This is a genomic window from Streptomyces sp. NRRL F-5122, assembly GCF_001507435.1.
GTDB lineage: Bacteria > Actinomycetota > Actinomycetes > Streptomycetales > Streptomycetaceae > Streptomyces > Streptomyces lannensis.
Genome location: NZ_LMWH01000015.1, coordinates 192,634 through 205,734, shown reverse-complemented (window position 1 = coordinate 205,734; position 13,101 = coordinate 192,634). Strand labels below are relative to the sequence as shown.

Genomic DNA, 13,101 nt, shown 5'->3' with positions numbered 1-13,101 from the left:
CGGTGGAAGCGAGAGCGATCGATGCGCGCCTGATCATCTTGTTCATGGTCTTTCCCTGTCTTTGCGAAGGTCCGGTGGCCGGGTGACCGCCGTGGTGCCGTGATCCGGGGTTTCCGGACCGGTCGGGTTCCGAGTGACGGGGGCCTCATCCGGAGGGTCCCCTCATCTTCACATGTGCCAGCGTACTCGAGGGGTGCCTCATGTTTGCGGTGAGGCTCATCACAGCACGTCGGAGGGGTGTGAACACGGGCGAACAGGCCTGCAACGGCGTCGCCGGCAGGAGCGCCGCCCTCCCCCTCCTCCGGCGATCGCGGTCGCCGGAGGCACCCTCCGCCGCCGTCCGTCGATGACCTGACCGAGGGACCGGCGGGCCGACACCGCGGGCACCTGATGGGGAGATCCCCCGGCGCCCGGATCGACAGTGCCGGAAGGGGGCCGTAGATTACGTCCGCCCATGACACAGCGCCCCACCGCACCGAACGGATCGGGAACCGCTGCCACCGGGCCCTCGAGTTTCATCTCGCCGACGGGCAGGGGGAGTTCGCCGGATTCCGCGGGGAACCGCTCGCCCTCGGCCGAACCGCGTCCGGAGGCCGCGCAATGCTGCTGCGTCAGCTGGAGTACCTCGTCGCCCTCGCGCGCGAACGGCACTTCGCCCGGGCGGCGGCCGCCTGCTATGTCTCGCAGCCCTCGCTGTCCGCCGGGATACGCCGGCTCGAGCACGAACTGAACGTCTCGATCGTGCGTCGGGGCAGACGGTACGAGGGACTGACCCCGGAGGGCGAGCTTGTGCTGGCCTGGGCGCACCGGATCCTCGCCGAGCGCGACGCCCTGCACCAGGAGCTGTCCGAACTTCGCGGCGGCCTCACCGGCACGCTGCGCCTGGGCGTGGTCCCGACGGCGCTGCCTGCCGCGTCACTGTTGACCACTCCGTTCTGCGAGAGCCACCCACGGGCCCGGGTGAGCGTCGATTCGCTGTCGTCCGCCGAGATCACGCAGCGTTTGGGCGAGTTCGAGCTCGATGCCGCGATGACGTACCTCGACGACGAAAGCCTGCGCGGCGCACGCAGGTTCCCGCTGTACGAGGAGCGTTATGTGCTCCTCACTCCGGCCGACGGCCCGATGGCCACGGCGTCCACAGCCCGCTGGTCGCAGGCCGCGTCGCTACCGCTGTGCCTGCTCGGCGCACGCATGCGCAACCGCCGGATCATGGACGAGTGCTTCGCGGCCGACGGCGCCGTCGCCGCACCGGCGATCGAGTCGGACAGCGTCGCCGGACTGTACGCGCACCTGCCCGGCGGCCGCTGGTCGAGCGTGATCTCACATGCGTGGCTGCACTTGTTCGGCGTGCCGGCCGGAATGCGGGTGGTTCCACTGGAGGGGCCTGCACGTGGACCGCGCGTGGGTCTGGTGACGGGCCCGGACAACCCTCCGTCCGTACTGGCCGGGGCCCTGCTGAGGGTGGCACGGCAGGCCGGCGTACGGGAGGCGCTCGACCAACTGCTCAGGACGCACCTCGACATCGGTCGGGGCAGCGGGAGTTGATAGCCACCGGCTATACGGGCATAGCAACATTCGCTTTGACCTGCGCATTTGACCACGAGGATCGTGAAGTGCACCTTCCCGCACGGGAGTTCAGCAGAGCTCCCGCACATCGGAGTTGAGGAGCCGCGACATGGCCAAGGTGCTCTGCGTTCTGTACGAAGACCCCACCGACGGTTACCCGACCTCGTACGCCCGTGACGATCTCCCCGTGATCAGCCACTACCCCGGTGGACAGACCACCCCCACCCCCGAGTCGACCGACTTCACCCCCGGCCACCTTCTCGGCAGCGTCTCGGGCGAACTCGGTCTGCGCCGTTTCCTGGAGGAGGCCGGGCACACCCTGGTCGTCACCTCCGACAAGGACGGCGACGGCTCGGTCTTCGACCGGGAACTACCCGACGCCGACATCGTCATCTCCCAGCCCTTCTGGCCGGCCTATCTGACCCCCGAGCGCATCGCCGCGGCCAAGAACCTCAAGCTCGCCGTCACCGCCGGCATCGGATCGGACCATGTCCACCTCGACGCCGCCATCTCCCACGGTGTGACGGTCGCCGAGGTCACGTACTGCAACAGCATCAGTGTCGCCGAGCACGTGGTGATGATGACGCTGTCCCTCGTCCGCAACTACCTGCCCTCTCACCAGGTGGTCCTCGACGGTGGCTGGAACATCGCCGACTGTGTGGCCCGCTCCTACGACGTGGAAGGCATGCACGTCGGCACGGTGGCCGCCGGGCGCATCGGGCTCGCGGTGCTGCGCCGTCTCGCCCCCTTCGACGTGAAGCTGCACTACACCGACCGGCACCGGCTGCCCCGCGAGGTGGAGCAGGAACTGGGCCTCACCTTCCACGAGAGCGCGGCCGACATGGTCCCGCACTGCGACGTGGTCACCATCAACGCTCCGCTGCACCCTGAGACGGAACGCCTCTTCGACGACAAGTTGCTCGGCACGATGAAGCGCGGGGCCTATCTCATCAACACGGCACGGGCCCGTATCGTCGACCGGGACGCCGTCGAACGAGCCCTTCGCAGCGGGCAGTTGGCCGGTTATGCCGGTGACGTCTGGTTCCCGCAGCCGGCACCTGCCGACCACACCTGGCGCAGCATGCCGCACCACGGGATGACCCCGCACATCTCCGGCTCGTCACTGTCCGCCCAGGCCCGTTACGCGGCGGGTACCCGGGAGATCCTGGAGTCGTGGTTCGCGGGACGGCCGATCCGGGACGAGTACCTGATCGTGGACGGGGGTGCGCTCGCCGGCACCGGCGCCCACTCCTACTCCGTCACGGAATGACGGCTCGGGGCCCTCGCCTCTGAGCCCCGCCGACATGACCGTTCCGGCCTCGGGCGCCTGCTTCCCTTCGGCGAACGCCGCCGAAGGGAAGCAGAGGTCGGAGCGACCGAGCGTAGCCGGCGCCCGCGTCACGGCCTTCGTGCGGAGGCCGACCACAACGTCCGGACCCTGCGCTCCCGGCCCGGAGACCGGGTGCTTCGAGCCGCTGTACGGGCCATGGGCGTACGACCGCGGTCTTCCCTCGTCGCCGGTCCGGCGCATCAGGGACTGAGCTGGAAGCGGCCCTGTGGCGCGGTGGTGCGGAAGCGGGCGCGGTAGGCCGTCGGGGTGACGCCCAGGGTGATCTGGAAAGCCCGGCGCATGGTCTCCGCCGAGCCGAATCCCGCCTCCCGCGCGACGACGTCGACCGAGTCGTTTCCCGCCTCGAGCAACGCCTGGGCAGCCTCGAGGCGAACCGATTCGAGATACTGGCCCGGCGTCATACCGACCTCGTTGCGGAACAGACGGGTGAGATGCCGGCTGCTCAAGCCGACGTGGCGGGCGATGCCGTCCGGGCTGCAGTCCGCTCGAGGGTCGGCCGCGATGGCGTTCATGGCCTGCCGCACTGCCGGATGCTGGGCCTCTCGCGGCGCCATCCGGACGCTGAACTGCGACTGGCCTCCGGGTCGGGCCATGAAGACGACCAGGTGCCGGGCCACGTTGCGGGCGAGATCGGATCCGTGGTCCTCCTCAACGAGTGCGAGCGACAGGTCGATGCCCGCTGTGACGCCCGCCGACGTGGCGATGTCACCGTCCCGGACGAACACCGGATCGGCCTGCACCTCCACCTTCGGGTAGGCGGTGGCCAGTTCGCCCGTGAGTTCCCAGTGAGTCGCCGCGCGGCGTCCGTCCAGCACACCGGTCTCGGCGAGGACGAAGGCGCCGGCGCACACGGATGCGATGCGCCGGGACCTTTCGGTCAGGGCGGTGGTGAGGTCGATCAACTCCCTGTCCGCGGTGGCCCGTTGCCAGGGCACACAGCCGGGCACCACCAGGGTGCCGACACGCTCCGGCAGGCTTTCGACATCCCCGTCCACACCGACCCTCACCCCTGAGGAGGTGCGCACGTCCTCCCCCGTAACGGAGACGATCCGCACGTCGTAGTGGGCGCCGTAATTGTTGGCCGTGGTGAACACCTCGGCGGGCCCCGTCACGTCCAGCAACTGCACTTGGTCGAACGCCATCACGGCGACCACATGGGGCGCAGAGGGGCTCCGGGCTACTCCGCCCACGGCGAGTCCTGGATGGTGCGTACGAAGTCGCCACGCTCGAATCCGGGCACGTAGTGGGCCAGCACATCCGCCTTGACGTTTCCGAACGTCGTCTCGGGCTTGCTGCGGATACCCTCGGTGAAGGCCTGCAGAATGCGCGTCTTGAAGTCCGGACGCGGGTGCAGCGCGACAACGGCCTCACGATCTGCGTCGCCGACGTCCCCATAGCCGATGCCGAGGACGTCGTACTCCACACCCGCCGTGACCAGCGCGACTTCGGGCTCCATGAACTCGGGGATGCCGGGCGTCGTGTGCAGCGCGATGGCCGTCCACACACGCCGGACGCTGTCCTCCGGCGCCCCGTGCGCCGCGAGGAAACGCCGCGCCTCGTCCGCGCTGTCGACCTCGAAGCGGCGCCCGCTGCCGTGGAAGCGCTCGGACAGTCCGAGGTCGTGGAACATGGCGCCGATGTAGAGCAGCTCCGGGTCGAAGCTCAGATCGCGGTTGCGGCCCTGAAGGCTTCCCCAGAAGTAGACGCGGCGCGAGTGGTGGTAGATCAGCTCACTGGTGGTGTCACGCACCAGTTCCGTCGCCTCGCGGGCGAGCTTCGTGTCCGGCACGTTCACCCCGGCAACGGCGGTCAAAGCGGCGGTCATGGTCGTCACCTGGCCTTTCGCATCAATTTTGAGGTCCGGCGGCTGAGGCGACACCCGATCGCCCGCCGATCCGTCGTGTTTCCAGCCTCCCGCCTCCCCTCAGCGTCCGCCATGGCCGAACGGACGAGCTCCCCACAGATACGGACATCCTCATGTCAACCCCGTCCTGAGCCCGAGCTCCGGGCAGCCGCGCATTCCGCTCCCGGGAATCACCGTGGCATCCATTTCGTTAGAGGTAGCGACTGTAAAGAAACTCACCGCCCAAGAATCACGGGCTTGACCTGGGATTTCCCGTAGATCAATTCCCCGCGACGCACGCCTCACCCGGCGGGCACCGGACGGGGGCCTCGCAAAGAAGATGGGCAAGGAGACAAGGCCTTGAGCAGTCCCGTACGACATGGCCCGGCCACAGCCGCATCGGTCGCACCGGTCGTGGGTATCAGCGTGATCGCCCTCGTGGTGCCCGCCAGCGTTCATCTGGGCTCCCTGCTCATCGCCGCGCCCGTCCTGGTGGCCGCGCTCTCGACCGCGCGATGGACGGGCGGTGCGGCCGCCCTCTCGCTCTTGGCCGCGATGATCTGCGACATCCGTGACGGCCTGCTCCACTCCGCCGTCATGCCCGTCCACGCCGCCGCCCTGCTCGCCGTGTCCGTGTTCCTCGTCGCCACCTGCCGTGCCCGGGAGCGCGTCCGCAACGAAGCAGGCCGGCTGCGGGCGATCTCCGAGGCGACCCAGCACGTCGTTCTCAGGCCGCTCCCCCGCCGTATCGCGAATCTGCGGGTGGCCACGGCGTACCGTGCAGCCGAGAGCCTGGCCCGGGTCGGAGGCGACCTCTACGCCGCGGCGCGGACCCCGTACGGCACTCGGCTCATCATCGGGGACGTCAAGGGCAAGGGTCTGCGGGCACTCGACGATGCGGCGGCGCTGCTCGGAGCCTTCCGTGAGGCGGCCCATCAGCACGCCGCGCTTCCGGACCTGGCCGCGGCACTCGAGCGCAGCGTGCGCCGCCATGTCACAGAGGCATCCCACACCGACGCCGATGCGGCGGAGCGCTTCGTCACCGCGTTGCTGGTGGAGTTTCCCGGCGACGGGGCCGTCATGAGAATGGTCAGCTGCGGACACCCCCCGCCCCTCCTGCTGCGCGACCACCGGATCACCACCCTGTCCGGCCGCGCCCCCGCACCGCCCCTGGGCCTGGCGAGCCTCGACCCGGCCGCCTACCGGCAGGACACCGTCGCTTGTGCCGCGCACGACGTGTTCCTGCTGTACACCGACGGTCTCGCCGAGGCGAGAGACGATTCCGGCAGGTTCTATCCGCTCGCGGACCGTGGCACCCGCTGGCACACGGAGCAGGGCGACCCGGAGGCCCTTCTCCGGCATGTGCTCGACGACCTCGTCCGGCACACGGGCGGCCGGCTCGACGACGACGTGGCGCTCGTTGCCGTCCAGTACGCACCGACCGCCTGAGAGCGCCGGTCAGTCGGTGGGCGCGGACTGCTCCGCAAGAGCGGGCCAGAGCGTCCGGACGACCCGGTCGGGCAAGTCGGTGACGGCCTCACCGGTGCGCAGGTAGTCCGCGAAGTAGCTTCCGAAACACAGCGAGACGACGACGTCGAGGTCGACGTCCTTCCGGATGGCACCACGCTCCTGGAGCCCCCGAAGAACCTCCGTCAGCTCCTCGCAGCGAGGCTGTACCGCATGCTCACGCAGCTGCTCGAGGAGACCCGGGACGCGCTCGGCCTCCGCCATGAAGTTGCCGTGCAGCTCCATGGCGGCCTTGTTGTGGTACCGAGGATCGAGTCGACGCACGGCCTCACGGAACGCCTCGAGCGGCGCCAGTTCATCGAAGTCGATATCGGGATATGCCTCGCGCTGCACCCGGAAGCCGAACGCGAGAGCATCGACGACCAGGTCGTACTTGTTGGCCCACCGACGGTAGAGAGTGGGCCGGGTGACACCGGCGTCGGCGACGATGTCCCCGATGGTCATCCGGGTGTAGCCGTCGGTGATCAGACGTCTGCGTGTCGCCTGGATGATCGCGTCCTCGATCGCCGGATCGCGCGGCCGGCCGCCGGCTCGTGCGGGAGTCCCGTCGCTCGTGCCGGGACGCGACGCCTCGCCGCCTCCGGCATCGACGTCGCGATCACCCCTGTTCATCCGCTGTCGGCCTCCCGGCGCAGCGCAGCACCACGTCATCGATTCATTACAGCTTCTGAAAGTAATGTAACGGCGCGGGTGCACGGGTGCCACAGCACAGGCCGCGCGCGGGGATCACCGCACATGCGAGCGTCATGGGCTCCGGCGGCCGGTCCCAGGACCGCTTCGATTACGGCGGAACGGGCACTCGTCCGGCTGTACGACCTCGACACGAGGAGCGGTACCGATGGCCGAGTACGAACGTTCACGCACCATGGCCGCGCTGCCCGAGCAGGTCTTCGAGCAGGCCGCCGACCTCGACCGGTTGGACAGCTGGCTGCCGAACGCCCTGCACGTGCACGTGGAGGACCCGCCCGCCGTCACCGTGCACGACGATCACGACGAGCAGGACACATCCGCGCTGCTCAGCGCCCGCCCGGAGCAGATGCGGCTCGAGTGGGGCACCCGCAACGAGGGCTACTACGCGGGGTGGCTCCAGGTCGCCGGCATCGGCAGCGGCGCCAGCGAGGTGACTGTCCATCTGTCGTTCTTCGACGAACACCACGATCCCGGCGAGCGGTCGGTACAGGAGGCCCTCGACGCCAGCCTGCGGAACCTTCAGGAACAAGTACGGCTGCGGGTCGAGAACACGGCCGGCTGACGCGCCGAACACCCCGCCCTCGTCATGTGCCGAATGCGGTGACTCACACGACGCCGCTCTCCCACCACCATGAGCCGGAGCGGTAGGAGGGGTACTGCACACGGCTGTCCACGTGCTGCCAGGAATGTGTGTACGCCTCGAGGCCCGAGAAGCCGCACGTTTCGGCGATTCGGTACACCTGGAGGGTGGTGTGACCGGAGACCACGATGTCGGCGGCGTCTCCGTAGACGTGCATGCTGTTGGACGCGCCGCCCACCGAAGCGTTGTAGGACGTGCTGCGGAAGCCGGAGTTGATGGTGATCGAACTGTTTCCGGCCTTCCTGCGCACCGCCTCCAGCTTGTACATCAGCCGGCGCACATTCTCTTTGACCTGTGTCGAACCGACCTTGCCGCCACCGAAGCCCGAGCCGTCATGGGAGGTGAACTCACTCCAGGCGAAGTGAGCGGTCGATCCGTCGCTCTTTTCGAGGCTGTTGAGCACACCCTGGGTCTGGGGACCCACAACACCGTCCGCCGACAACCCGTAGGCGGACTGGAAGCGCTGGACGGCGGCGGCCGTGGCCGGACCGAATTCTCCGTCCCAGGCCACATAGGTCTGCTGAGCGCCCGACGCGGCCCAGCCACCGACACGGATCTGCAATTCCACCACGTCGGAGCCGGACACGCCCTGCTGCAGGGTTCGGGTCCAGCCGTAGGCCGCGGCCGTGCCGGCGGAGCCGACCTCGACGACTGCGGCCATACCGAGCGCGGCCGTCATTGCTGCCGCGCCTCTCAGCACAGTACGACGGTCGATGCTTCGACCGGAGTGTCGTGCCCAATCCATGGAAGCCACTCCTCTTCTGGGAACCGCGCGGCCTGCGTCAGACCTCCGCCGTCACGATGAGTTGCGCATGACAACGAAGGCTATGCGCATGGAACGGCGACGGGGAAGAGCGGGAGCAACGGCTGTCACAGGCCGGCGTGTGTGGGGCGGACTTCCCAAGTCGGCTCCTGTGAGCGGGCGTTGATGACATGGCGACCTTGGGGTACGGGGCACGTCCTCCTTCTGCCCGCCGCGGTTCTGGCGTCGCGTGTCTTGCGAACTACCGCTGTACGGCGCATCGTTGTAGAAAATTCCAGTGACTGGAGGCATCTTCAATATGCGGATTGATCGTCAATGAGTGCGGAAGCCTCTCCCCCTACGCCCCGGCAATGGCATGGAGTGCACAAGGCACTGGCCGACCCCCTGCGCATCCGGCTGTTGGAGGCGATGTGGGAGACGCCGCGCTCTGCCCGCGAACTTGCCGACCTCATAGGGCTGCCGGTTGATCGGCTCTACTACCACCTGGGCCGGCTGGAGCGAGCAGGGCTCATCGAGATCGCCGAATACCGGCCGCTGGCTCGCGGCAAGGTCGAACGGGTCTACGCCCCCGCGGTCACCGAGCCACCGGCGGATGGTGCGACTCCAGAGGAGCAGGCGGCGTTCCTCGGGTCCATGCTCGACGCGACCCGGGCTGACATCAACGCCGCCTACCAAGCCAGAGAGATTGGCCAGCGGCGAGAAGTCGACCTGCATCGCGGTGCCCTTCGGCTGACCGACGAGGCCCTTGCCGAGCTGCGCGGGCACATCGCGGAACTTGCCTCTCGGTTCGGGAACCACGACGCCTCAGGGGTTTGGACCCGGGTCGTCATCGCAGTGATCGACCTGCACGATCGCCCGTCCGCCAACGCGCCGTCGCCCGGAGGCCCGGATGAACCATGCTGAAGAACCCCGCGACAAGCTCGCGATCAAAGTCTCGGAAGCGGAACGCGATGACGCCGTGGAGCGACTCAAAGACGACTACGTGGCCGGCCGACTGACCCTGTCCGAACTCGAAGACCGCGTGACCATCGTTTACCAAGCAGCCACCGCCGCTCAACTCGGCACCATCACAGCGGATCTACCGGCGGAGGGAAGGACATCAGGTCGGGCTTCGGCCGGGACGGACCGACAGGTGCTGATCCTGCTGCTGTGCTTCTGCCCACCAGCGGCCCTCGTCTACTGGCTCACCACCCGTAGTCCGGCCCGCCGTTACCACTCGCATCCGCAGCAACGGCCTTCTGGTGTGTAGCTCTGCGGACAACGGCCGCAGGCGGTCGCCGGCGTGACTCGGCTCTTCGAGGGCGCTACCGGCAGTGCGGGAACACTGTAGTTGCTGTACTCCGCTGCTCTACGCGCTACAGCTCGACGAGTCTTGCGCGGGCGTCCGGGCGCCCGTACGCCAGGATGCGCGGCAGCACTTGGCACATGCGTGCCACGTCCGCCGCCGGCGCACGGAGCAACGCCTCGACGACGGGTTGGGCCACACCGAGGGCGTCCAATACGGCGCGCGGTCACTGTGGATCGTGATGCGGCTCCGAGGACGTCTGGTCGGTCAGGGCCTGCTGCCCCGTGCTCTGGGCGAAACCGGTCAGCTCTTCGAAACTCCAGCTGAGCCGACCGCTGGACAGATCGTCCGTGACGGCGCGGATCCAGTCCAGTTCTGCGGCGGCCATCGCGCGCAGATACTCCTCTTCGAGCGTGGTCACCCGCGGCAGGCCGTGGACCTCCGTCTGCTCCGCCAAGGACTTGTCGTGCGCTTCGAGGGTCTCCGCGACGGTCGCGGCGCGCTGTTCCAGCACCTCGAGGGCCTCCTCCGGGGCGAGCATGAGGACGAAGGACAGCGCGGCGGGGAACTGCGGGAACTCCTGCTTCGGCGCGGCCAGCATCTCCTTCAGCCAGACACTCATGGTCGAGCGCCCCGCATCGGTCAGCTCATACACCGTCCGCTCGGGGTACTGCTGGTCGCGGCCGGTCTCCCGGACCGTGACCAGGCCCGTTGCGAGGAGCCGGTCGATCGTCCGGTAGAGGCTCGCGCGCTGGCCGACATTGACGACCTGGTCCTTTCCCCACTGCTTGATCAGTCTCTGGATCCCGTACGGGTGCAGGGGCTGGAAGTGCAGCAGGGCCAGCACGGTCAGGGCCAGCGGGGAGCTGCGGGTCGGAGTGCTCATGCCGACATATTACCCACACTGAAACTAGTTGACTTAATACTAGTTGCACTGCAACTATCGACCAGAAGCAAGGACCACGAGTGAACGGAGACCATGGAGATGACCACCACCAGCACTGAGACGCTCGACGCCACCGAGCGCATCCACGCCGACCACGCCGTGACCAAGCGGCTGGGCAACTGGACCCGCACCGGACACATCCAGGTGCGCGCCCGTCGGGGCCTGGCCGTGCTCGATCTGCGCTCCCCGGACATGCCCGACGACATCGACCTGCACCTGGAACTCCAGCGCGCCACGGTCAAACTGCTCGTGCCGGACGACGCCTTCGTCGACCACTGGGCCCTGCGTTGGACCGCCCGCGGCAAGGTCAAGGACGCGCAGGGCCGGACCGCCCAGGACTCGGCCCTCGCCGGCGCCCGCCGGATCCGTCTGACCGGTGTCGCAGCCGACAGCGAGGTCCGCGTACACCGAGGCGGCATCGCGGTCCTCAGCGCCATGTGCTCCCGCGCCTACCTCCAGGACCTGCGGCTCGCCCACAGGACCGGCGGTCACCCGACCGTCGACGACCCGGCACGCTCGCACGGCCACTGAACATCCGACCCCGGCGCGGGAAAGGGACACACGCATGAGTGCGATCAAGACGGCGGCTGTCATCGGAGGCGGCATAGCCGGACCGGCAACGGCCCTCGCACTGCGCAGGGCGGGCATCGAGGCGACCGTCCACGAGGCCTACGAGAACACGGCGGACGACCTCGGTGGCATGCTGATGGTCGCGCCCAACGGGCTCAGCGCCCTCGAAGTCGTCGGTGTGGACCATGGCTTGGCCGGTCAGCCGATCCACCGCATGGTCATGACCGATGGGCGGGGCCGGCGGATGGGCGAGTTCGCAGGCCTGACGGGCCTGCCGCCAAGCCAGGTGATGTGGCGTGCCGACCTTTACCGGGCTGTGCGCGAGCGAGCCGCCGCGGCAGGCGTACAGACCGTGTACGGAAAGCGGTTGACCGGGGCCGAGGAAACCCCGGCCGGCGTCACCGCCGAGTTCGCCGACGGGACCCGGGTGACCGCAGACGTGCTGGTCGGGGCCGACGGTATCCGGTCGACGGTCCGGCAGCTGATCGACCCGGCGGCGCCCGGCCCCCGGTACACCGGCCTGCTCGGCTTCGGCGCCCACTCGAAGACGGAGGTCCCTCAGGCGCGGCCGGACACCATGTACTTCGCCTTCGGCGAGCACGCGTTTCTCGGCTACTGGCCGGTGCCCGGCGGAGGCACCGCCTGGTTCGGCAACCTGCCGCACGAAGAGCCGCTCAGCGCGGAGCAGGCCCGTGCGACGCCGTCGGCCGCATGGATGCGGATCCTGCGGGAGAGGGCGGCCGGGGACGTCCCCGGCCGCGATCTGCTCCGGGGCACCGGCGACCACGAACTCCTCACTTTCGGAGGGCTGGAGATCCTGCCTTCGGTGCCTACGTGGCACCGGGGACGGATGGTCCTGGTCGGCGACGCGGCCCACGCTCCGTCGTCCAGCTCCGGGCAGGGCGCGTCCCTCGCGGTCCAGAGCGCCGTGCAGTTGGCGCGGTGCCTGCGGGACGTCCCTGATGTGGGCTCGGCGTTCGCGACATACGAGCAGCTGAGGCGGGGCAGGGTGGAGAAGGTCGCAGCGCAGGCCGCGAAGACCAACAGCCAGAAGTCGATGGGCCCGGTCGCGACGAAGATCACGGCTCTGCTGATGCCATTGGCGACGCGCACGTTCCTGAAGCCGGAGAACATGTTCGGCTGGACGCACCGGTACCGGATCGACTGGGACGCCCCCGTGGTGCCCGCCTGAGGACGGGCGGACCGCTTCCACCGGAAACAACCCCTGTCCCTTCAGGAGCCGGAAGGTGCGTATGCGGATCACAGCTGACCTGCGAAGTACCCGGCTTGGGCCGAAAGCATGGTCTGTGCCGCTGTTCGCTGTGAGTCCACGTCATGTCCCGCCGGAACTGGCGCGCAACGAGCACAAGGTGCCGACAGCATCAACGAGTGATCGACATGCACCTGAACCGGCGCCTCTACCCCATCCGCGAGCGGCTCGGCCCGGACTTCAGATTCCATGATCTCCGACATACCATTTACGCGCACGCGGACCTCACAGAGAAGCGGGCCGCTCTGGACAGGCTGGGGTCGCTTCTGCCCGATGAGTGACGGGGCCGCTGCCGTCAACCACGTCGAACACCCGGGAAAGGAAGATCCTTCTTGGGCGTTTTGGCTGGCCTCGCTTGACGCCCCGACAGGACTCCGTCAACGCCGGATGTCAGCGAAACAGCCCCGGAAACGGACAGGTCACCAACGGCTCCTCCGGCCGGTCGGCCCAGCGCCACCAGACGTGCCGACCGGCACATCTCCACAGTGACCGACACGTCCGTCGACCGTCATCCGGCCGCTGAGCGAGCACGAGACCACCGGACCTCATCGGCCGGCCGCACTCGGGACAGGCCGGGGCGTCGTCGCTCATACGCCACACCCTAAACGGAGATCATCGGCAGGGTCGACTACACAATGTGACGGAACGCA

At 68.5% G+C, this 13,101-nt stretch carries 14 protein-coding genes; 8 read left to right on the top strand and 6 right to left on the bottom strand.

Annotated elements, in window-relative coordinates; translation table 11 throughout:
• The first annotated feature begins 600 nt into the window (after window positions 1–600).
• A complete protein-coding gene (locus ADL25_RS04685) occupies window positions 601–1,545 on the top strand; it encodes a LysR family transcriptional regulator (protein WP_059126309.1) in 945 nt (314 codons plus the stop codon).
• 130 nt (window positions 1,546–1,675) lie between these two features.
• Window positions 1,676–2,836 (top strand): NAD-dependent formate dehydrogenase, encoded by a 1,161-nt coding sequence (locus tag ADL25_RS04680; RefSeq protein ID WP_059126308.1) that lies wholly within the window; start codon window positions 1,676–1,678, stop codon window positions 2,834–2,836.
• Window positions 2,837–3,096: 260 nt separating this feature from the next.
• On the opposite strand, the gene ADL25_RS04675 is transcribed toward ADL25_RS04680, so the two are convergent.
• Both ADL25_RS04675 and ADL25_RS04670 read right to left on the bottom strand, forming a co-directional pair.
• Complete coding sequence (locus ADL25_RS04675; protein WP_059126345.1) at window positions 3,097–4,059, bottom strand: GlxA family transcriptional regulator; 963 nt, start codon at window positions 4,057–4,059, stop codon at window positions 3,097–3,099.
• Window positions 4,060–4,094: 35 nt separating this feature from the next.
• Window positions 4,095–4,742 (bottom strand): HD domain-containing protein, encoded by a 648-nt coding sequence (locus ADL25_RS04670; RefSeq protein ID WP_059126344.1) that lies wholly within the window; start codon window positions 4,740–4,742, stop codon window positions 4,095–4,097.
• A 378-nt stretch (window positions 4,743–5,120) separates the two neighbouring features.
• Between ADL25_RS04670 and ADL25_RS04665 the strand changes: the two genes are divergently transcribed.
• Complete coding sequence (locus tag ADL25_RS04665) at window positions 5,121–6,209, top strand: PP2C family protein-serine/threonine phosphatase (protein WP_059126307.1); 1,089 nt, start codon at window positions 5,121–5,123, stop codon at window positions 6,207–6,209.
• Window positions 6,210–6,218: 9 nt separating this feature from the next.
• On the opposite strand, the gene ADL25_RS04660 is transcribed toward ADL25_RS04665, so the two are convergent.
• Window positions 6,219–6,899 carry a TetR/AcrR family transcriptional regulator gene (locus ADL25_RS04660; RefSeq protein WP_059126306.1) on the bottom strand — a complete coding sequence of 227 codons (681 nt, stop codon included), beginning with the start codon at window positions 6,897–6,899 and terminating at the stop codon, window positions 6,219–6,221.
• A gap of 226 nt (window positions 6,900–7,125) precedes the next feature.
• Here ADL25_RS04660 and ADL25_RS04655 point away from each other — a divergent pair, with 226 nt between their 5' ends.
• Window positions 7,126–7,539, top strand: coding sequence for an SRPBCC family protein (locus ADL25_RS04655; protein WP_059126305.1), 414 nt, complete (start codon window positions 7,126–7,128; stop codon window positions 7,537–7,539).
• Between the two features lie 43 nt (window positions 7,540–7,582).
• Here ADL25_RS04655 and ADL25_RS04650 read toward each other — a convergent pair whose 3' ends face one another.
• Window positions 7,583–8,296, bottom strand: coding sequence for a D-Ala-D-Ala carboxypeptidase family metallohydrolase (locus ADL25_RS04650; protein ID WP_234380531.1), 714 nt, complete (start codon window positions 8,294–8,296; stop codon window positions 7,583–7,585).
• A gap of 444 nt (window positions 8,297–8,740) precedes the next feature.
• On the opposite strand from ADL25_RS04650, the gene ADL25_RS04645 reads away from it, so the two are divergent.
• A complete protein-coding gene (locus ADL25_RS04645; RefSeq protein ID WP_059126303.1) occupies window positions 8,741–9,283 on the top strand; it encodes a winged helix-turn-helix domain-containing protein in 543 nt (180 codons plus the stop codon).
• Window positions 9,270–9,629 (top strand): DUF1707 SHOCT-like domain-containing protein, encoded by a 360-nt coding sequence (locus tag ADL25_RS04640; RefSeq protein WP_059126302.1) that lies wholly within the window; start codon window positions 9,270–9,272, stop codon window positions 9,627–9,629. Before ADL25_RS04645 ends, ADL25_RS04640 begins: the two co-directional genes overlap by 14 nt.
• Window positions 9,630–9,735: 106 nt before the next feature.
• On the opposite strand, the gene ADL25_RS51495 is transcribed toward ADL25_RS04640, so the two are convergent.
• Together ADL25_RS51495 and ADL25_RS04635 are read right to left on the bottom strand one after the other, a co-directional pair.
• Window positions 9,736–9,864 carry a hypothetical protein gene (locus tag ADL25_RS51495; protein ID WP_267889225.1) on the bottom strand — a complete coding sequence of 43 codons (129 nt, stop codon included), beginning with the start codon at window positions 9,862–9,864 and terminating at the stop codon, window positions 9,736–9,738.
• A 27-nt stretch (window positions 9,865–9,891) separates the two neighbouring features.
• Window positions 9,892–10,551, bottom strand: coding sequence for a PadR family transcriptional regulator (locus ADL25_RS04635; protein WP_059126301.1), 660 nt, complete (start codon window positions 10,549–10,551; stop codon window positions 9,892–9,894).
• A gap of 99 nt (window positions 10,552–10,650) precedes the next feature.
• Here ADL25_RS04635 and ADL25_RS04630 point away from each other — a divergent pair, with 99 nt between their 5' ends.
• Window positions 10,651–11,142, top strand: a complete 492-nt coding sequence (locus ADL25_RS04630) for a hypothetical protein (RefSeq protein WP_059126343.1) — start codon at window positions 10,651–10,653, stop codon at window positions 11,140–11,142.
• A 34-nt stretch (window positions 11,143–11,176) separates the two neighbouring features.
• A complete protein-coding gene (locus tag ADL25_RS04625) occupies window positions 11,177–12,373 on the top strand; it encodes an FAD-dependent oxidoreductase (RefSeq protein WP_059126300.1) in 1,197 nt (398 codons plus the stop codon).
• The last annotated feature ends 728 nt before the right edge of the window (window positions 12,374–13,101 follow it).

Bases quoted from the DNA above. Each gene is read 5' to 3' on its own strand.
- ADL25_RS04650 (WP_234380531.1), bottom strand. From the start codon at position 8,296: ATGACGGCCGCGCTCGGTATGGCCGCAGTCGTCGAGGTCGGCTCCGCC.
- ADL25_RS04685 (WP_059126309.1), top strand. From the start codon at position 601: ATGCTGCTGCGTCAGCTGGAGTACCTCGTCGCCCTCGCGCGCGAACGG.
- ADL25_RS04635 (WP_059126301.1), bottom strand. From the start codon at position 10,551: ATGAGCACTCCGACCCGCAGCTCCCCGCTGGCCCTGACCGTGCTGGCC.
- ADL25_RS04630 (WP_059126343.1), top strand. From the start codon at position 10,651: ATGACCACCACCAGCACTGAGACGCTCGACGCCACCGAGCGCATCCAC.
- ADL25_RS04640 (WP_059126302.1), top strand. From the start codon at position 9,270: ATGAACCATGCTGAAGAACCCCGCGACAAGCTCGCGATCAAAGTCTCG.
- ADL25_RS04660 (WP_059126306.1), bottom strand. From the start codon at position 6,899: ATGAACAGGGGTGATCGCGACGTCGATGCCGGAGGCGGCGAGGCGTCG.
- ADL25_RS04680 (WP_059126308.1), top strand. From the start codon at position 1,676: ATGGCCAAGGTGCTCTGCGTTCTGTACGAAGACCCCACCGACGGTTAC.
- ADL25_RS04655 (WP_059126305.1), top strand. From the start codon at position 7,126: ATGGCCGAGTACGAACGTTCACGCACCATGGCCGCGCTGCCCGAGCAG.
- ADL25_RS04675 (WP_059126345.1), bottom strand. From the start codon at position 4,059: ATGGCGTTCGACCAAGTGCAGTTGCTGGACGTGACGGGGCCCGCCGAG.
- ADL25_RS04670 (WP_059126344.1), bottom strand. From the start codon at position 4,742: ATGACCGCCGCTTTGACCGCCGTTGCCGGGGTGAACGTGCCGGACACG.
- ADL25_RS04625 (WP_059126300.1), top strand. From the start codon at position 11,177: ATGAGTGCGATCAAGACGGCGGCTGTCATCGGAGGCGGCATAGCCGGA.